This is a genomic window from Citrobacter sp. MGH 55 (genome assembly GCF_016906145.1).
Lineage (GTDB): Bacteria > Pseudomonadota > Gammaproteobacteria > Enterobacterales > Enterobacteriaceae > Citrobacter_A > Citrobacter_A amalonaticus.
Map to the genome: position 1 here is coordinate 1563217 of NZ_CP070239.1, position 17854 is coordinate 1581070.

General features: G+C 52.1%; 12 protein-coding genes, 4 tRNA genes and 1 rRNA gene. 16 read left to right on the top strand and 1 reads right to left on the bottom strand.

Going from position 1 to position 17854, the window contains the following annotated elements; all coding sequences use genetic code 11:
* Positions 1 to 11 precede the first annotated feature (11 nt).
* The 3 genes from rrf (at position 12) to birA (ending at position 2269) form a co-directional block, all read left to right on the top strand.
* Positions 12 to 127, top strand: a 5S ribosomal RNA gene (gene rrf / locus JTI98_RS06360).
* Positions 128 to 281: 154 nt separating this feature from the next.
* Positions 282 to 1310, top strand: coding sequence for a UDP-N-acetylmuramate dehydrogenase (gene murB, locus JTI98_RS06365; protein WP_216082051.1), 1029 nt, complete (start codon positions 282 to 284; stop codon positions 1308 to 1310).
* Positions 1307 to 2269, top strand: coding sequence for a bifunctional biotin--[acetyl-CoA-carboxylase] ligase/biotin operon repressor BirA (gene birA / locus JTI98_RS06370; protein ID WP_042998966.1), 963 nt, complete (start codon positions 1307 to 1309; stop codon positions 2267 to 2269). The genes murB and birA overlap by 4 nt, the downstream gene beginning before the upstream one ends.
* Before the next feature lie 30 nt (positions 2270 to 2299).
* On the opposite strand, the gene coaA is transcribed toward birA, so the two are convergent.
* On the bottom strand, positions 2300 to 3250 hold the full coding sequence (coaA, locus tag JTI98_RS06375; RefSeq protein ID WP_061069505.1) for a type I pantothenate kinase: 951 nt from the start codon (positions 3248 to 3250) through the stop codon (positions 2300 to 2302).
* Between the two features lie 401 nt (positions 3251 to 3651).
* On the opposite strand from coaA, the gene JTI98_RS06380 reads away from it, so the two are divergent.
* From JTI98_RS06380 to rpoC, 13 genes are all read left to right on the top strand, one after another.
* A tRNA-Thr gene (locus JTI98_RS06380) sits at positions 3652 to 3727 on the top strand.
* A gap of 8 nt (positions 3728 to 3735) precedes the next feature.
* A tRNA-Tyr gene (locus JTI98_RS06385) sits at positions 3736 to 3820 on the top strand.
* A gap of 114 nt (positions 3821 to 3934) precedes the next feature.
* Positions 3935 to 4009: transfer RNA gene (locus JTI98_RS06390), tRNA-Gly, on the top strand.
* A 5-nt stretch (positions 4010 to 4014) separates the two neighbouring features.
* A tRNA-Thr gene (locus JTI98_RS06395) sits at positions 4015 to 4090 on the top strand.
* A gap of 117 nt (positions 4091 to 4207) precedes the next feature.
* Positions 4208 to 5392, top strand: coding sequence for an elongation factor Tu (tuf, locus tag JTI98_RS06400; protein WP_042998968.1), 1185 nt, complete (start codon positions 4208 to 4210; stop codon positions 5390 to 5392).
* A 239-nt stretch (positions 5393 to 5631) separates the two neighbouring features.
* Positions 5632 to 6015, top strand: coding sequence for a preprotein translocase subunit SecE (secE, locus tag JTI98_RS06405; protein WP_012907759.1), 384 nt, complete (start codon positions 5632 to 5634; stop codon positions 6013 to 6015).
* 1 nt (position 6016) lies between these two features.
* Complete coding sequence (gene nusG / locus JTI98_RS06410; protein ID WP_003862341.1) at positions 6017 to 6562, top strand: transcription termination/antitermination protein NusG; 546 nt, start codon at positions 6017 to 6019, stop codon at positions 6560 to 6562.
* Between the two features lie 157 nt (positions 6563 to 6719).
* Positions 6720 to 7148: a 50S ribosomal protein L11 gene (rplK, locus tag JTI98_RS06415; protein WP_012133815.1), complete on the top strand. Its 429-nt coding sequence runs from the start codon at positions 6720 to 6722 to the stop codon at positions 7146 to 7148.
* A 3-nt stretch (positions 7149 to 7151) separates the two neighbouring features.
* The gene (gene rplA / locus JTI98_RS06420) at positions 7152 to 7856 is read left to right on the top strand and encodes a 50S ribosomal protein L1 (RefSeq protein WP_042998969.1); all 705 of its coding nucleotides are present in this window, start codon (positions 7152 to 7154) and stop codon (positions 7854 to 7856) included.
* A gap of 336 nt (positions 7857 to 8192) precedes the next feature.
* On the top strand, positions 8193 to 8690 hold the full coding sequence (gene rplJ, locus JTI98_RS06425; protein ID WP_042293041.1) for a 50S ribosomal protein L10: 498 nt from the start codon (positions 8193 to 8195) through the stop codon (positions 8688 to 8690).
* A 66-nt stretch (positions 8691 to 8756) separates the two neighbouring features.
* Positions 8757 to 9122: a 50S ribosomal protein L7/L12 gene (rplL, locus tag JTI98_RS06430; RefSeq protein ID WP_012133812.1), complete on the top strand. Its 366-nt coding sequence runs from the start codon at positions 8757 to 8759 to the stop codon at positions 9120 to 9122.
* Positions 9123 to 9441: 319 nt separating this feature from the next.
* Complete coding sequence (rpoB, locus tag JTI98_RS06435; RefSeq protein WP_042998970.1) at positions 9442 to 13470, top strand: DNA-directed RNA polymerase subunit beta; 4029 nt, start codon at positions 9442 to 9444, stop codon at positions 13468 to 13470.
* A gap of 76 nt (positions 13471 to 13546) precedes the next feature.
* Entirely contained in the window at positions 13547 to 17770 is a 4224-nt protein-coding gene (gene rpoC / locus JTI98_RS06440) for a DNA-directed RNA polymerase subunit beta' (protein ID WP_042998971.1), read from the top strand.
* The last annotated feature ends 84 nt before the right edge of the window (positions 17771 to 17854 follow it).

The window sequence follows — 17854 nt, forward strand, 5'->3', positions numbered from 1 at the left end:
AACAGAATTTGCCTGGCGGCTGTAGCGCGGTGGTCCCACCTGACCCCATGCCGAACTCAGAAGTGAAACGCCGTAGCGCCGATGGTAGTGTGGGGTCTCCCCATGCGAGAGTAGGGAACTGCCAGGCATCAATTAAGTGAAGAGCCCATCCTGACGGATGGGCTTTTTTGCATCCGTCATCGGTCGGATCATTTTATCGAATAACGTCATCCCGCCATAATACAAGCCATACTGCGGCATATGCGGTAAACTAACCGCGATTTTGCATCAGGAAAGCCTCTATGAATCACTCCCTTAAATCCTGGAATACTTTTGGCATCGATCAAAATGCCAATGAGATTGTTTGCGCCGAAAATGAACAACAACTACTTAGCGCCTGGCAATCGGCCAATGCGTTGCATCAGCCGGTACTGATACTGGGTGAAGGGAGTAACGTCCTGTTCCTTGACGCCTTCCGCGGGACAGTGATCGTCAATCGTATCAAAGGCATTGAAGTAACAGAGCAACCAGACGCGTGGTTGTTGCATGTCGGTGCGGGTGAAAACTGGCATCATCTGGTTCAGCATACACTACAGCTTGGTATGCCGGGGCTGGAAAACCTGGCGCTGATCCCCGGCTGCGTAGGCTCTTCACCGATCCAGAATATTGGTGCTTACGGCGTGGAGCTCCAGCGAGTGTGTGATTATGTTGACTGTGTTGAGCTGGCAACAGGAAAATCGCGGCGCGTGAGTGCGGCGGAATGTCGCTTTGGCTATCGTGACAGTATCTTTAAACATGAATACCAGGATCGCTACGCGATCGTTGCGGTGGGGTTACGTCTGACTAAGCAATGGCAACCAGTGTTGACCTATGGCGACCTGACGCGTCTGGATCCGGCCACGGTAACGCCCCTGCAGGTGTTTGATTCGGTTTGCCATATGCGTATGACAAAACTGCCCGATCCAAAAGTGAACGGTAATGCGGGCAGCTTTTTTAAAAACCCCGTTGTGGCAAAGGACGTGGCTGAGGCACTGCTGTCTCAGTTTCCGAATGCCCCTCATTACCCTCAACCTGATGGTTCAGTAAAACTGGCGGCTGGCTGGCTCATTGACCAATGTGAGTTGAAAGGCGTGGGTATCGGAGGGGCAGCCGTACATCGTCAACAGGCGCTTGTACTTATTAACGCGGCTAACGCGACAAGCGAAGATGTGGTCAATCTCGCGCACCTGGTACGTGCGAAAGTCGGTGAGAAATTTAACGTCTGGCTGGAGCCTGAAGTACGCTTCATCGGGCAGAGTGGCGAAGTCAATGCTGTGGAGATCATTGCATGAAGGATAATACCGTTCCTCTGATGCTTATCTCCTTACTGGCCGATGGCGAGTTTCATTCCGGTGAGCAACTGGGTGAACAGTTGGGGATGAGCCGGGCGGCCATCAATAAACATATCCAGACTCTACGTGACTGGGGAGTTGATGTTTTTACCGTGCCAGGCAAAGGATACAGTTTACCGGAGCCGATTCAGTTGCTGGATTCTGACCGCATCTACAGTCAGTTGGATCGCGGCACAGTGGCTGTGCTGCCGGTTATTGATTCCACCAATCAGTACCTGCTGGACCGCATCGATCTATTGCAGTCTGGCGATGCCTGCGTGGCGGAATACCAACAGGCAGGTCGTGGACGTCGTGGACGTAAGTGGTTTTCCCCCTTTGGCGCAAACCTTTATCTTTCAATGTTCTGGCGTCTGGAGCAGGGGCCGGCCGCCGCGATCGGCTTAAGCCTGGTGATCGGTATCGTAATGGCTGAAGTTCTACGCGATTTGGGGGCGGACAAGGTACGGGTGAAGTGGCCTAACGATCTCTACCTGTTGGATCGCAAACTGGCTGGGATCCTGGTTGAGTTAACGGGTAAGACGGGCGATGCTGCGCAGATCGTCATCGGCGCCGGCATTAACATGGCAATGCGCCGTGTGGAAGAAGGCGTGGTGAATCAGGGATGGATTACGTTGCAGGAAGCTGGGATTACGCTCGATCGCAATACGCTGGCGGCAAGGCTCATTCGTGAATTACGTACCGCGCTGGAGTTATTTGAGCAAGAAGGACTGGCTCCTTATCTTTCCCGTTGGGAAAAGCTGGATAACTTTATCAATCGCCAGGTTAAACTGATTATCGGTGACAAAGAAATATACGGTATTTCACGAGGTATCGATGCGCAGGGCGCATTACTTCTGGAACAGGATGGCATTATAAAACCGTGGGTTGGGGGAGAAATCTCCCTGAGAAGCGCTGAATAATTAAAAAGGGAGCTTTCGCTCCCTTTTTAATTATTTTCGCAGGCGAACCTGCTCGACGGCATGATTGGCGCTCTTGGTCATAATCAGACTCGCGCGCTCACGCGTGGGTAGAATATTTTGTTTTAAATTCAGCCAGTTAATTTCTTTCCATAATGAGGTAGCCGTATTGATCGCCTCCTCTTTCGTCAGTTTCGCGTAGTTATGGAAATAAGAGTCAGGGTCGGTAAACGCCCCCTCGCGGAATTTAAGAAAACGATTGATATACCATGTCTGCAGTAACTCTTCCGGTGCATCAACATAAATAGAGAAGTCGACGAAGTCCGAAACAAATACATGATGAGGGTCGTGTGGATAGTCCATCCCGCTCTGCAGAACATTGAGTCCTTCGAGAATTAATATATCGGGTTGGGCGACGGTTTTATCCCCATCAGGGATCACATCATAAATCAGATGCGAATAAACCGGAGCGGTTACGTTTGGCACGCCGGATTTGAGATCGGAGACAAACTTGACCAGACGATGCATGTCATACGATTCCGGAAAACCTTTCTTCTTCATTAACCCACGGTCTTTTAATACCTGGTTTGGATGAAGAAAACCATCCGTGGTGATCAGTTCAACGCGACGATGTTCTGGCCAACGGCTCAGTAACGCCTGTAATACACGCGCAGTGGTACTTTTCCCCACCGCTACGCTGCCAGCAATACTGATGATATAAGGGATACGCTCACCGTTCGTGCCCAGAAACTGTTCGAGAACAGCCTGACGACGCAGGTTCGAGCTGATATAGAAGTTAAGCAAACGCGACAAGGGCAAATAGATCTCTGCAACTTCTTCCAGCGATAAATCTTCATTAATCCCTTTTAACCGTGCGATCTCTTCTTCAGTGAGGGTCATCGGCACGGAATCACGAAGCGCAGCCCACTGGTTGCGGTCAAACTGTAGGTAAGGCGTCATTAACGTTTGCTCTTTTATACTCATAAGCATGTTTCTGGCTGTCATTACACCATCAGGGCAGTGATAAAAAGCGCGTCATCCCCGGCATGCAATGGCACGTCGCATTTCAGTTAATTTGGACAATGGGCAGGAGGGTAACACCAGATGGGGGGGAATAATAAGAAAAAATCTCTTCTGAACGTCATTCCCTGAAACGCAATGTGACGGATATTCCAGATGTACAGGCGATGATTTGGTGCGTTGAAGTACCACCCGATGCAGGTGGGAGGAAATGGACTGCCAGATAATGTCGAAATTTTATGCTAAGCTGACTGAAAATACGCCATTTTTTGGTCGTATAGTGCAAAATGTGAGCGATAGAACATTTTATGCAATTTTTTAGTTGCATGAGCACGCAGGTCTCCATAGAATGCGCGCTACTTGATGCCGACTTAGCTCAGTAGGTAGAGCAACTGACTTGTAATCAGTAGGTCACCAGTTCGATTCCGGTAGTCGGCACCATCAAGTCCGGTGGGGTTCCCGAGCGGCCAAAGGGAGCAGACTGTAAATCTGCCGTCACAGACTTCGAAGGTTCGAATCCTTCCCCCACCACCACTTTCTGGCAGCAATTGCTGTCTGAGCTGGTTACGAAAATAATCGGCTCAAATGAGAAAAGAGACTTGTCTCTTTTTTTGTTACAGAAAGAACTGGGTAGCCGAGTTTCAGGATGCGGGCATCGTATAATGGCTATTACCTCAGCCTTCCAAGCTGATGATGCGGGTTCGATTCCCGCTGCCCGCTCCAGACGTGCTGATATGGCTCAGTTGGTAGAGCGCACCCTTGGTAAGGGTGAGGTCCCCAGTTCGACTCTGGGTATCAGCACCACTTCACTTCTCCTCCCCGTGTTTTCTCTGTAACGACTCAATGATTCAACAGTTCAGGCATATCGCCTGGTTGATGTGGTGATATCACCGATTTATCCGTGTCTTAGAGGGACAATCGATGTCTAAAGAAAAGTTTGAACGTACAAAACCGCACGTTAACGTCGGTACTATCGGCCACGTTGACCATGGTAAAACAACGCTGACCGCTGCCATCACTACCGTACTGGCTAAAACCTACGGCGGTGCTGCTCGCGCATTCGATCAGATCGATAACGCGCCGGAAGAAAAAGCTCGTGGTATCACCATCAACACTTCTCACGTTGAATATGACACCCCGACTCGCCACTACGCACACGTAGACTGCCCGGGCCACGCCGACTATGTTAAAAACATGATCACCGGTGCTGCGCAGATGGACGGCGCGATCCTGGTTGTTGCTGCGACTGACGGCCCGATGCCGCAGACTCGTGAGCACATCCTGCTGGGTCGTCAGGTAGGCGTTCCGTACATCATCGTGTTCCTGAACAAATGCGACATGGTTGATGACGAAGAGCTGCTGGAACTGGTAGAAATGGAAGTTCGTGAACTTCTGTCTCAGTACGATTTCCCGGGCGACGACACCCCGATCGTTCGTGGTTCTGCTCTGAAAGCGCTGGAAGGCGACGCAGAGTGGGAAGCGAAAATCATCGAACTGGCTGGCTTCCTGGATTCTTACATCCCGGAACCAGAGCGTGCGATTGACAAGCCGTTCCTGCTGCCGATCGAAGACGTATTCTCCATCTCCGGTCGTGGTACCGTTGTTACCGGTCGTGTAGAACGCGGTATCATCAAAGTGGGCGAAGAAGTTGAAATCGTTGGTATCAAAGAGACTGCGAAGTCTACCTGTACTGGCGTTGAAATGTTCCGCAAACTGCTGGACGAAGGCCGTGCGGGTGAGAACGTTGGTGTTCTGCTGCGTGGTATCAAACGTGAAGAAATCGAACGTGGTCAGGTACTGGCTAAGCCGGGCACCATCAAGCCGCACACGATGTTCGAATCCGAAGTGTACATCCTGTCCAAAGACGAAGGCGGCCGTCATACTCCGTTCTTCAAAGGCTACCGTCCGCAGTTCTACTTCCGTACAACTGACGTGACTGGCACCATCGAACTGCCGGAAGGCGTTGAGATGGTAATGCCGGGCGACAACATCAAAATGGTTGTTACCCTGATCCACCCGATCGCGATGGACGACGGTCTGCGTTTCGCAATCCGTGAAGGCGGCCGTACGGTAGGCGCAGGCGTTGTTGCTAAAGTTCTCAGCTAATCGCTGATAACATTTGACGCAATGCGCATTAAAAGGGCATCATTTGATGCCCTTTTTGCACGCTTTCGAACCAGAACCTGGCTCATCAGTGATTTTATTTGTCATAATCATTGCTGAGACAGGCTCTGAAGAGGGCGTTGAGCCCGGAATGCCCCAATGCATTTCGGCACAAGGTTGACTGGTTAGCCTCGCATTCGCGGGGTGAAATTATTTGTAGAATACTTCTGACAGGTTGGTTTATGAGTGCGAATACCGAAGCTCAAGGGAGCGGGCGTGGCCTGGAAGCGATAAAGTGGATCGTGGTTGTGGCATTGCTGCTCGTGGCAATTGTTGGCAACTATCTTTATCGTGACATGATGCTGCCGCTGCGTGCGCTGGCCGTAGTAATTCTGATTGCTGCAGCGGGTGGTGTCGCGCTGTTGACGACAAAAGGTAAAGCTACCGTTGCTTTTGCCCGCGAAGCGCGTACTGAAGTACGTAAGGTCATTTGGCCGACTCGCCAGGAAACATTGCACACCACGTTGATTGTGGCTGCGGTTACCGCAGTAATGTCACTGATCCTGTGGGGACTGGATGGTATTCTGGTTCGCCTGGTTTCCTTTATCACTGGCCTGAGGTTCTGAGATGTCTGAAGCTCCTAAAAAGCGCTGGTACGTCGTTCAGGCGTTTTCCGGTTTTGAAGGCCGCGTAGCAACATCGCTGCGTGAGCATATCAAATTACACAATATGGAAGAGTTGTTTGGCGAAGTCATGGTGCCGACCGAAGAAGTGGTCGAAATCCGTGGTGGTCAGCGCCGTAAGAGCGAGCGTAAATTCTTCCCGGGTTATGTGCTGGTCCAGATGGTCATGAATGACGCGAGCTGGCACCTGGTGCGTAGCGTACCGCGTGTGATGGGCTTTATCGGCGGTACATCTGACCGTCCGGCGCCGATCAGCGACAAAGAAGTTGATGCGATTATGAATCGCCTGCAGCAGGTGGGTGATAAGCCGCGGCCGAAAACGTTGTTTGAACCGGGTGAGATGGTGCGTGTCAACGATGGTCCGTTTGCTGACTTTAATGGCGTCGTTGAAGAAGTGGACTATGAGAAGTCCCGCCTGAAAGTATCCGTTTCTATCTTCGGTCGTGCGACCCCGGTAGAGCTGGACTTTGCACAGGTTGAAAAAGCCTAAGTAACGATCAAAAAAGCGGCGATTTAATCGTTGCACAAGGCGTGAGATTGGAATACAATTTCGCGCCTTTTGTTTTTATGGGCCTGGCCCGTAGAACGAATTTTTATATCACGGGGAGCCTCTCTGAGGCGCTATCACCCAACAGAGGAAATTGAGAATGGCTAAGAAAGTCCAAGCCTACGTCAAGCTGCAGGTTGCAGCTGGTATGGCAAACCCGAGTCCGCCGGTTGGTCCTGCTCTGGGTCAACAGGGTGTTAACATCATGGAATTCTGCAAAGCGTTCAACGCTAAGACTGATTCCATCGAAAAAGGTCTGCCAATTCCGGTTGTTATCACCGTTTACGCTGACCGTTCTTTCACCTTCATTACCAAAACGCCTCCGGCAGCCGTTCTGCTGAAGAAAGCGGCTGGTATTAAGTCTGGTTCCGGTAAGCCGAACAAAGACAAAGTAGGTAAAATTTCCCGCGCTCAGCTGCAGGAAATCGCGCAGACCAAAGCTGCCGACATGACTGGTGCCGACATTGAAGCGATGACTCGCTCCATTGAAGGTACTGCACGTTCCATGGGCCTGGTAGTGGAGGACTAAGAAATGGCTAAACTGACCAAGCGCATGCGTGTGATCCGTGAGAAAGTTGATGCGACCAAACAGTACGACATCAACGAAGCTATCTCTCTGCTGAAAGAACTGGCTACCGCTAAGTTCGTTGAAAGCGTAGACGTTGCCGTTAACCTCGGCATCGATGCGCGTAAATCTGACCAGAACGTACGTGGTGCAACGGTACTGCCGCACGGTACTGGCCGTTCCGTTCGCGTAGCTGTATTTACCCAGGGTGCAAACGCTGAAGCTGCTAAAGCTGCTGGCGCTGAACTGGTAGGTATGGAAGATCTGGCTGAGCAGATCAAGAAAGGCGAAATGAACTTTGACGTGGTTATTGCTTCTCCGGATGCAATGCGCGTTGTTGGCCAACTGGGCCAGGTTCTGGGTCCGCGTGGCCTGATGCCAAACCCGAAAGTGGGTACCGTAACGCCGAACGTTGCTGAAGCAGTTAAGAACGCTAAAGCGGGTCAGGTTCGTTACCGTAACGACAAAAACGGCATCATCCACACTACCATCGGTAAAGTGGATTTTGACGCTGACAAACTGAAAGAAAACCTGGAAGCTCTGCTGGTTGCGCTGAAGAAAGCAAAACCGACTCAGGCGAAAGGCGTGTACATCAAGAAAATCAGCATCTCCACCACCATGGGTGCTGGTGTTGCCGTTGATCAGGCTGGTCTGAGCGCTTCTGCGAACTAAGATTAGCTTTACGTGGGCGGTGGATTTGTCTACAATTCTACCCCCACGTTTCTGTTGAAAGAGACAGACACTCTGCAAGTCATTTGAATTGCGGTTCGAAAGACGAAGCATAGAACAGATTTGTTCGTTGGAGCCTGGCCTAATCCAGGCCTCCGTCGAAGACCGCAGGTGTTTCGTAAGAAACTTAATCCCCTGCGTAGACGGTGACAGAACGCTAAGATTATTTTTGGATACTCTGGCTTGTTTCTGCTCACCGTATTAAGACGCTCTTTTCGTTGGAAAGAGTGAAGTGAGTTCCGGAACATGAGTTCCGGCAAACATCCAGGAGCAAAGCTAATGGCTTTAAATCTTCAAGACAAACAAGCGATTGTTGCTGAAGTCAGCGAAGTAGCCAAAGGCGCGCTGTCTGCAGTAGTTGCGGATTCCCGTGGCGTGACTGTAGATAAAATGACTGAACTGCGTAAAGCAGGTCGTGAAGCTGGCGTTTACATGCGTGTTGTTCGTAACACCCTGCTGCGTCGTGCTGTTGAAGGTTCTCCGTTCGAGTGCCTGAAAGACACGTTTGTTGGTCCGACCCTGATTGCATACTCTATGGAACACCCGGGCGCTGCTGCTCGTCTGTTCAAAGAGTTCGCGAAAGCGAATGCAAAATTTGAGGTCAAAGCCGCTGCCTTTGAAGGTGAGCTGATCCCGGCGTCTCAGATCGACCGCCTGGCAACTCTGCCGACCTACGAAGAAGCAATTGCACGCCTGATGGCAACCATGAAAGAAGCTTCGGCTGGCAAACTGGTTCGTACTCTGGCTGCTGTACGCGATGCGAAAGAAGCTGCTTAATCGCAGTTATCTTTTTAAAGCATCTGCTTACGTATAAACTTATTCTGATATTCAGGAACAATTTAAATGTCTATCACTAAAGATCAAATCATTGAAGCAGTATCCGCTATGTCCGTAATGGACGTTGTAGAACTGATCTCTGCAATGGAAGAAAAATTCGGTGTTTCCGCTGCTGCTGCTGTTGCTGTAGCTGCTGGCCCGGTTGAAGCTGCTGAAGAAAAAACTGAATTCGACGTAATTCTGAAAGCTGCTGGCGCTAACAAAGTTGCTGTAATCAAAGCAGTACGTGGCGCAACTGGCCTGGGTCTGAAAGAAGCTAAAGACCTGGTAGAATCTGCTCCGGCCGCTCTGAAAGAAGGCGTGAGCAAAGATGACGCAGAAGCACTGAAAAAATCTCTGGAAGAAGCTGGCGCTGAAGTTGAAGTTAAATAAGCCAACCCTTCCGGTTGCAGCCTGAGAAATTAGGCTGATGGCTGGTGACTTTTTGGTCACCAGCCTTTTTGCGCTGTAAGGCGCCAGTAGCGTTTCACACTGTTTGACTACTGCTGTGCCTTTCAATGCTTGTTTCTATCGACGACTTAATATACTGCGACAGAGCGTCCGTTCTGTGTAAATCGCAATGAAATGGTTTAAGCGTGATAGCAACAGGCATTGCGGAAAGTATTCGATTTTCCGGTCAACAAAATAGTGTTGCACAAACTGTCCGCTCAATGGACAGATGGGTCGACTTGTCAGCGAGCTGAGGAACCCTATGGTTTACTCCTATACCGAGAAAAAACGTATTCGTAAGGATTTTGGTAAACGTCCACAAGTTCTGGATGTGCCTTATCTCCTTTCTATCCAGCTTGACTCGTTTCAGAAGTTTATCGAGCAAGATCCTGAGGGGCAGTATGGTCTGGAAGCCGCCTTCCGTTCCGTATTCCCGATTCAGAGCTATAGCGGTAATTCCGAGCTGCAATACGTCAGCTACCGTCTTGGCGAACCGGTGTTTGACGTTCAGGAATGTCAGATCCGTGGCGTGACCTATTCCGCACCGCTGCGCGTAAAACTGCGTCTGGTGATCTACGAGCGCGAAGCGCCGGAAGGCACCGTTAAAGACATTAAAGAACAAGAAGTCTACATGGGCGAAATTCCGCTCATGACCGACAACGGTACCTTTGTTATCAACGGTACTGAGCGTGTTATCGTTTCTCAGCTGCACCGTAGTCCGGGCGTCTTCTTTGACTCCGACAAAGGTAAAACCCACTCTTCGGGTAAAGTGCTGTATAACGCGCGCATCATTCCTTACCGTGGTTCCTGGCTGGACTTCGAATTCGATCCGAAGGACAACCTGTTCGTACGTATCGACCGTCGCCGTAAACTGCCTGCGACCATTATTCTGCGTGCGCTGAACTACACCACGGAGCAGATCCTGGATCTGTTCTTCGAAAAAGTGATTTTCGAGATTCGCGACAACAAGCTGCAGATGGAGCTGGTGCCTGAACGTCTGCGTGGTGAAACCGCCTCCTTCGATATCGAAGCGAACGGTAAAATCTACGTTGAAAAAGGCCGCCGCATCACTGCGCGTCACATCCGCCAACTGGAAAAAGACGATATCAAACATATCGAAGTTCCGGTTGAGTACATTGCGGGCAAAGTGGCTGCGAAAGATTACGTTGACGAATCCACTGGCGAGCTGATCTGCCCGGCGAACATGGAGCTGAGCCTGGATCTGCTGGCTAAGCTGAGCCAGTCTGGCCACAAACGTATCGAAACCCTGTTCACCAACGATCTGGATCACGGCCCGTACATTTCTGAAACCGTACGCGTCGACCCAACTAACGATCGTCTGAGCGCGCTGGTAGAAATCTACCGCATGATGCGCCCGGGTGAGCCGCCGACACGTGAAGCGGCTGAAAGCCTGTTTGAGAACCTGTTCTTCTCTGAAGACCGTTATGACCTGTCTGCGGTCGGTCGTATGAAGTTCAACCGTTCTCTGCTGCGCGACGAAATCGAAGGTTCCGGTATCCTGAGCAAAGACGACATCATCGAAGTGATGAAGAAGCTCATCGATATCCGTAACGGTAAAGGCGAAGTCGATGATATCGACCACCTCGGCAACCGTCGTATCCGTTCCGTAGGCGAAATGGCGGAAAACCAGTTCCGCGTTGGCCTGGTACGTGTTGAGCGTGCGGTGAAAGAGCGTCTGTCTCTGGGCGATCTGGATACCCTGATGCCTCAGGACATGATCAACGCCAAACCGATTTCTGCAGCAGTGAAAGAGTTCTTCGGTTCCAGCCAGCTGTCTCAGTTTATGGACCAGAACAACCCGCTGTCTGAGATTACGCACAAACGTCGTATCTCTGCACTCGGCCCAGGCGGTCTGACGCGTGAGCGCGCTGGCTTTGAAGTTCGAGACGTACACCCGACGCACTATGGTCGCGTATGTCCAATCGAAACGCCTGAAGGTCCGAACATCGGTCTGATCAACTCCCTGTCCGTGTACGCACAGACTAACGAATATGGCTTCCTCGAGACGCCGTATCGTCGCGTGGTTGATGGCGTTGTGACAGATGAGATTCATTACCTGTCTGCTATTGAAGAAGGTAACTTCGTTATCGCTCAGGCGAACTCCAACCTGGATGACGATGGCCACTTCGTAGAAGATCTGGTGACCTGCCGTAGCAAAGGTGAATCCAGCCTGTTCAGCCGTGACCAGGTTGACTACATGGACGTTTCCACTCAGCAGGTGGTTTCCGTCGGTGCGTCCCTGATCCCGTTCCTGGAACACGATGACGCCAACCGTGCATTGATGGGTGCGAACATGCAACGTCAGGCGGTTCCGACTCTGCGCGCTGATAAGCCGCTGGTAGGTACCGGTATGGAACGTGCTGTTGCCGTTGACTCCGGTGTTACTGCGGTGGCTAAACGTGGCGGTACCGTTCAGTACGTGGATGCTTCCCGTATCGTTATCAAAGTTAACGAAGACGAGATGTACCCGGGCGAAGCGGGTATCGACATCTACAACCTGACCAAATACACCCGTTCTAACCAGAACACCTGTATCAACCAGATGCCGTGTGTCTCTCTGGGCGAGCCGGTTGAACGTGGTGATGTACTGGCAGACGGTCCGTCCACTGACCTCGGTGAACTGGCGCTCGGTCAGAACATGCGCGTCGCGTTCATGCCGTGGAACGGTTACAACTTCGAAGACTCCATCCTCGTTTCCGAGCGTGTTGTCCAGGAAGACCGTTTCACCACCATCCACATTCAGGAACTGGCGTGCGTGTCCCGTGACACCAAGCTGGGGCCGGAAGAGATCACCGCTGACATCCCGAACGTGGGTGAAGCTGCGCTCTCTAAACTGGATGAATCCGGTATCGTTTACATCGGTGCGGAAGTGACCGGCGGCGACATTCTGGTGGGTAAGGTAACGCCGAAAGGTGAAACTCAGCTGACGCCAGAAGAAAAACTGCTGCGTGCGATCTTCGGTGAGAAAGCGTCTGACGTTAAAGACTCTTCTCTGCGCGTACCAAACGGTGTTTCCGGTACGGTTATCGACGTTCAGGTCTTTACTCGCGATGGCGTAGAAAAAGACAAACGTGCGCTGGAAATCGAAGAGATGCAGCTGAAGCAGGCGAAGAAAGACCTGTCTGAAGAACTGCAGATCCTCGAAGCGGGTCTGTTCAGCCGTATCTATGCTGTGCTGGTTGCCGGTGGTGTTGAAGCTGAGAAGCTCGACAAACTGCCTCGCGATCGCTGGCTGGAACTCGGCCTGACCGATGAAGAGAAACAAAATCAGCTGGAACAGCTGGCTGAGCAGTACGACGAACTGAAACACGAGTTCGAGAAAAAACTCGAAGCGAAACGCCGCAAAATCACCCAAGGCGACGATCTGGCACCGGGCGTGCTGAAGATTGTTAAGGTCTATCTGGCCGTTAAACGCCGTATCCAGCCTGGTGACAAGATGGCAGGTCGTCACGGTAACAAGGGTGTCATTTCTAAGATCAACCCGATCGAAGATATGCCGCACGATGCTAACGGTACGCCGGTAGATATCGTACTGAACCCGCTGGGCGTACCGTCTCGTATGAACATCGGTCAGATTCTGGAAACCCACCTGGGTATGGCTGCGAAAGGTATCGGCGATAAGATCAACGCCATGCTGAAACAGCAGCAGGAAGTCGCGAAACTGCGCGAGTTCATCCAGCGTGCGTACGATCTGGGTGCTGACGTTCGTCAGAAAGTTGACCTGAATACCTTCAGCGATGAAGAAGTTCTGCGTCTGGCTGAAAACCTGCGCAAAGGTATGCCAATCGCAACGCCGGTGTTCGACGGTGCGAAAGAAGCGGAAATTAAAGAGCTGCTGAAACTGGGTGACCTGCCGACTTCCGGTCAGATCACGCTGTTCGACGGCCGTACGGGTGAGCAGTTCGAGCGTCCGGTAACCGTAGGTTACATGTACATGCTGAAACTGAACCACCTGGTCGACGATAAGATGCACGCTCGTTCCACCGGTTCCTACAGCCTGGTTACTCAGCAGCCGCTGGGTGGTAAGGCGCAGTTCGGTGGTCAGCGCTTCGGGGAGATGGAAGTGTGGGCGCTGGAAGCATACGGCGCGGCATACACCCTGCAGGAAATGCTCACCGTTAAGTCTGATGACGTGAACGGCCGTACTAAGATGTATAAGAACATCGTAGATGGCAACCATCAGATGGAACCGGGCATGCCGGAATCCTTCAACGTACTGTTGAAAGAGATTCGTTCGCTGGGTATCAACATCGAACTGGAAGACGAGTAATTCTCGCTCAAACAGGTCACTGCTGCCGGGATAACACCCGGCAGCGGAATGTGCTAACTCCGACGGGAGCAAATCCGTGAAAGACTTATTAAAGTTTCTGAAAGCGCAAACTAAAACCGAAGAGTTTGATGCGATCAAAATTGCTCTGGCTTCGCCAGACATGATCCGTTCATGGTCTTTCGGTGAAGTTAAGAAGCCGGAAACCATTAACTACCGTACGTTCAAACCTGAGCGTGACGGCCTTTTCTGCGCCCGTATCTTTGGGCCGGTAAAAGACTACGAGTGCCTGTGCGGTAAGTACAAGCGCCTGAAACACCGCGGTGTGATCTGTGAGAAGTGCGGCGTTGAAGTGACCCAGACCAAAGTACGCCGTGAGCGTATGGGCCACATCGAGCTGGCGTCCCCGACTGCTCACATCTGGTTCCTGAAATCTCTGCCGTCCCGTATCGGCCTGCTGCTCGATATGCCGCTGCGCGATATCGAACGCGTACTGTACTTCGAATCCTATGTGGTTATCGAAGGCGGTATGACCAATCTGGAACGCCAGCAGATCCTGACTGAAGAACAGTATCTGGATGCGCTGGAAGAGTTCGGTGACGAATTTGACGCGAAGATGGGTGCGGAAGCGATCCAGGCCTTGCTGAAGAGCATGGATCTGGAGCAAGAGTGTGAAACTCTGCGTGAAGAGCTGAACGAAACCAACTCCGAAACCAAACGTAAGAAGCTGACCAAGCGTATCAAGCTGCTGGAAGCGTTCGTTCAGTCTGGCAATAAGCCGGAGTGGATGATCCTGACCGTTCTGCCGGTTCTGCCGCCAGATCTGCGTCCGCTGGTTCCGCTGGATGGTGGTCGTTTCGCAACGTCGGATCTGAACGATCTGTATCGTCGTGTGATCAACCGTAACAACCGTCTGAAACGTCTGCTGGATCTGGCTGCGCCGGATATCATCGTACGCAACGAAAAACGTATGCTGCAGGAAGCGGTTGACGCCCTGCTGGATAACGGTCGTCGCGGTCGTGCGATCACTGGTTCTAACAAACGTCCTCTGAAATCTTTGGCCGACATGATCAAAGGTAAGCAGGGTCGTTTCCGTCAGAACCTGCTCGGTAAGCGTGTTGACTACTCCGGTCGTTCTGTTATCACCGTAGGTCCATACCTGCGTCTGCATCAGTGCGGTCTGCCGAAGAAAATGGCACTGGAGCTGTTCAAACCGTTCATCTACGGCAAGCTGGAATTGCGTGGCCTCGCCACCACCATCAAAGCCGCGAAGAAAATGGTTGAGCGTGAAGAAGCTGTCGTTTGGGATATCCTGGACGAAGTTATCCGCGAACACCCGGTACTGCTGAACCGTGCACCAACACTGCACCGTCTGGGTATCCAGGCGTTTGAACCTGTTCTTATCGAAGGTAAAGCTATCCAGCTGCACCCGCTGGTTTGTGCGGCATACAACGCCGACTTCGATGGTGACCAGATGGCTGTTCACGTACCGCTGACGCTGGAAGCCCAGCTCGAAGCGCGTGCGCTGATGATGTCTACCAACAACATCCTGTCCCCGGCGAACGGCGAACCTATCATCGTTCCGTCTCAGGACGTTGTACTGGGTCTGTATTACATGACCCGTGACTGTGTTAACGCCAAAGGCGAAGGCATGGTGCTGACTGGCCCGAAAGAAGCTGAGCGTATTTATCGCGCTGGCCTGGCCTCTCTGCATGCGCGCGTTAAAGTGCGTATCACCGAATACGAAAAAGATGCTAACGGCGAGTTCGTTGCGAAAACCAGCCTGATTGATACGACGGTAGGTCGTGCAATCCTGTGGATGATCGTACCGAAAGGTCTGCCTTTCTCCATCGTCAACCAGGCGCTGGGTAAGAAAGCCATCTCCAAGATGCTGAACACTTGCTACCGTATTCTGGGCCTGAAACCGACCGTTATTTTTGCGGACCAGACGATGTACACCGGCTTTGCTTATGCAGCGCGTTCAGGTGCATCCGTTGGTATCGATGACATGGTCATCCCGGAGAAAAAACACGAGATCATCTCTGAAGCGGAAGCGGAAGTGGCTGAGATCCAGGAACAGTTCCAGTCTGGTCTGGTCACCGCCGGCGAACGCTATAACAAAGTTATCGATATCTGGGCTGCGGCGAACGATCGTGTATCCAAAGCGATGATGGATAACCTGCAAACCGAAACCGTGATTAACCGTGACGGTCAGGAAGAGCAGCAGGTTTCCTTCAACAGCATCTACATGATGGCCGATTCCGGTGCGCGTGGTTCTGCTGCACAGATTCGTCAGCTGGCGGGTATGCGTGGTCTGATGGCGAAGCCGGATGGCTCCATCATCGAAACGCCGATCACCGCGAACTTCCGTGAAGGTCTGAACGTACTCCAGTACTTCATCTCCACGCACGGTGCGCGTAAAGGTCTGGCGGATACCGCACTGAAAACAGCGAACTCCGGTTACCTGACGCGTCGTCTGGTTGACGTTGCACAGGATCTGGTTGTTACCGAAGACGACTGCGGCACGCTGGAAGGTATCACCATGACCCCGGTTATCGAGGGTGGTGATGTTAAAGAGCCATTGCGCGATCGCGTTCTGGGTCGTGTAACCGCAGAAGACATTCTGAAGCCTGGTACGGCGGATATTCTGGTTCCGCGCAACACGCTGCTGCACGAACAGTGGTGTGATCTGCTGGAAGCGAACTCCGTTGACTCTGTGAAAGTTCGCTCTGTTGTATCCTGTGACACCGACTTTGGTGTATGTGCGCACTGCTATGGTCGTGACCTAGCGCGTGGCCACATCATCAACAAAGGTGAAGCTATCGGCGTTATCGCGGCACAGTCCATCGGTGAGCCGGGTACACAGCTGACGATGCGTACGTTCCACATCGGTGGTGCGGCATCTCGTGCGGCTGCTGAATCCAGCATCCAGGTGAAAAACAAAGGTAGCATCCGCCTGAGCAATGCGAAGTCGGTTGTGAACTCCAGCGGTAAACTGGTGATCACCTCCCGTAACACTGAGCTGAAACTGATCGACGAATTCGGTCGTACCAAAGAAAGCTATAAAGTGCCTTACGGCTCTGTGATGGCGAAAGGTGATGGTGAGCAGGTTGCCGGCGGTGAAACCGTAGCAAACTGGGATCCGCACACCATGCCGGTTATCACGGAAGTGAGTGGTTTTGTCCGCTTCACTGACATGATCGACGGCCAGACCATTACGCGTCAGACCGACGAGTTAACCGGTCTGTCTTCTCTGGTGGTTCTGGATTCCGCAGAACGTACTACCGGTGGTAAAGATCTGCGTCCTGCACTGAAAATCGTTGATGCTCAGGGTAACGACGTACTGATCCCGGGTACCGATATGCCTGCGCAGTACTTCCTGCCGGGTAAAGCGATTGTTCAGCTGGAAGATGGCGTACAGATCAGTTCTGGTGACACCCTGGCGCGTGTTCCACAGGAATCCGGCGGTACCAAGGATATCACCGGTGGTCTGCCGCGCGTTGCGGACCTGTTCGAAGCACGTCGTCCGAAAGAGCCGGCAATCCTGGCTGAAATCAGCGGTATTATTTCCTTCGGTAAAGAAACCAAAGGGAAACGTCGTCTGGTTATCACCCCGGTAGACGGTAGCGATCCGTACGAAGAGATGATTCCGAAATGGCGTCAGCTCAACGTGTTCGAAGGTGAACGTGTAGAACGTGGTGACGTGGTTTCCGACGGTCCGGAAGCGCCGCACGACATTCTGCGTCTGCGTGGTGTTCATGCTGTAACTCGTTACATCGTTAACGAAGTTCAGGACGTATACCGTCTGCAGGGCGTTAAGATTAACGATAAACACATCGAAGTTATCGTTCGTCAGATGCTGCGTAAAGCCACCATCGAAAGCGCTGGTAGCTCCGACTTCCTGGAAGGCGAACAGGTTGAATACTCCCGCGTCAAGATCGCTAACCGCGAACTGGAAGCGAACGGCAAAGTGGGCGCCACGTTCTCCCGCGATCTGCTGGGTATCACCAAAGCGTCTCTGGCAACCGAGTCGTTCATCTCTGCCGCATCGTTCCAGGAGACCACGCGTGTCCTGACCGAAGCAGCCGTTGCGGGTAAACGCGACGAACTGCGTGGCCTGAAAGAGAACGTTATCGTAGGTCGTCTGATCCCGGCGGGTACCGGTTATGCGTACCACCAGGATCGTATGCGTCGCCGTGCTGCGGGTGAACTTCCGGCTGCACCGCAGGTGACTGCAGAAGATGCCTCTGCCAGCCTGGCAGAACTGCTGAACGCAGGTCTGGGTGGTTCTGACAACGAGTAATCGTTGACTACCTGACAGTAAAAAACCCGCTTCGGCGGGTTTTTTTATGGCGTTTTTGTAGGCCCGGTAAGCGTAGCGCCACCA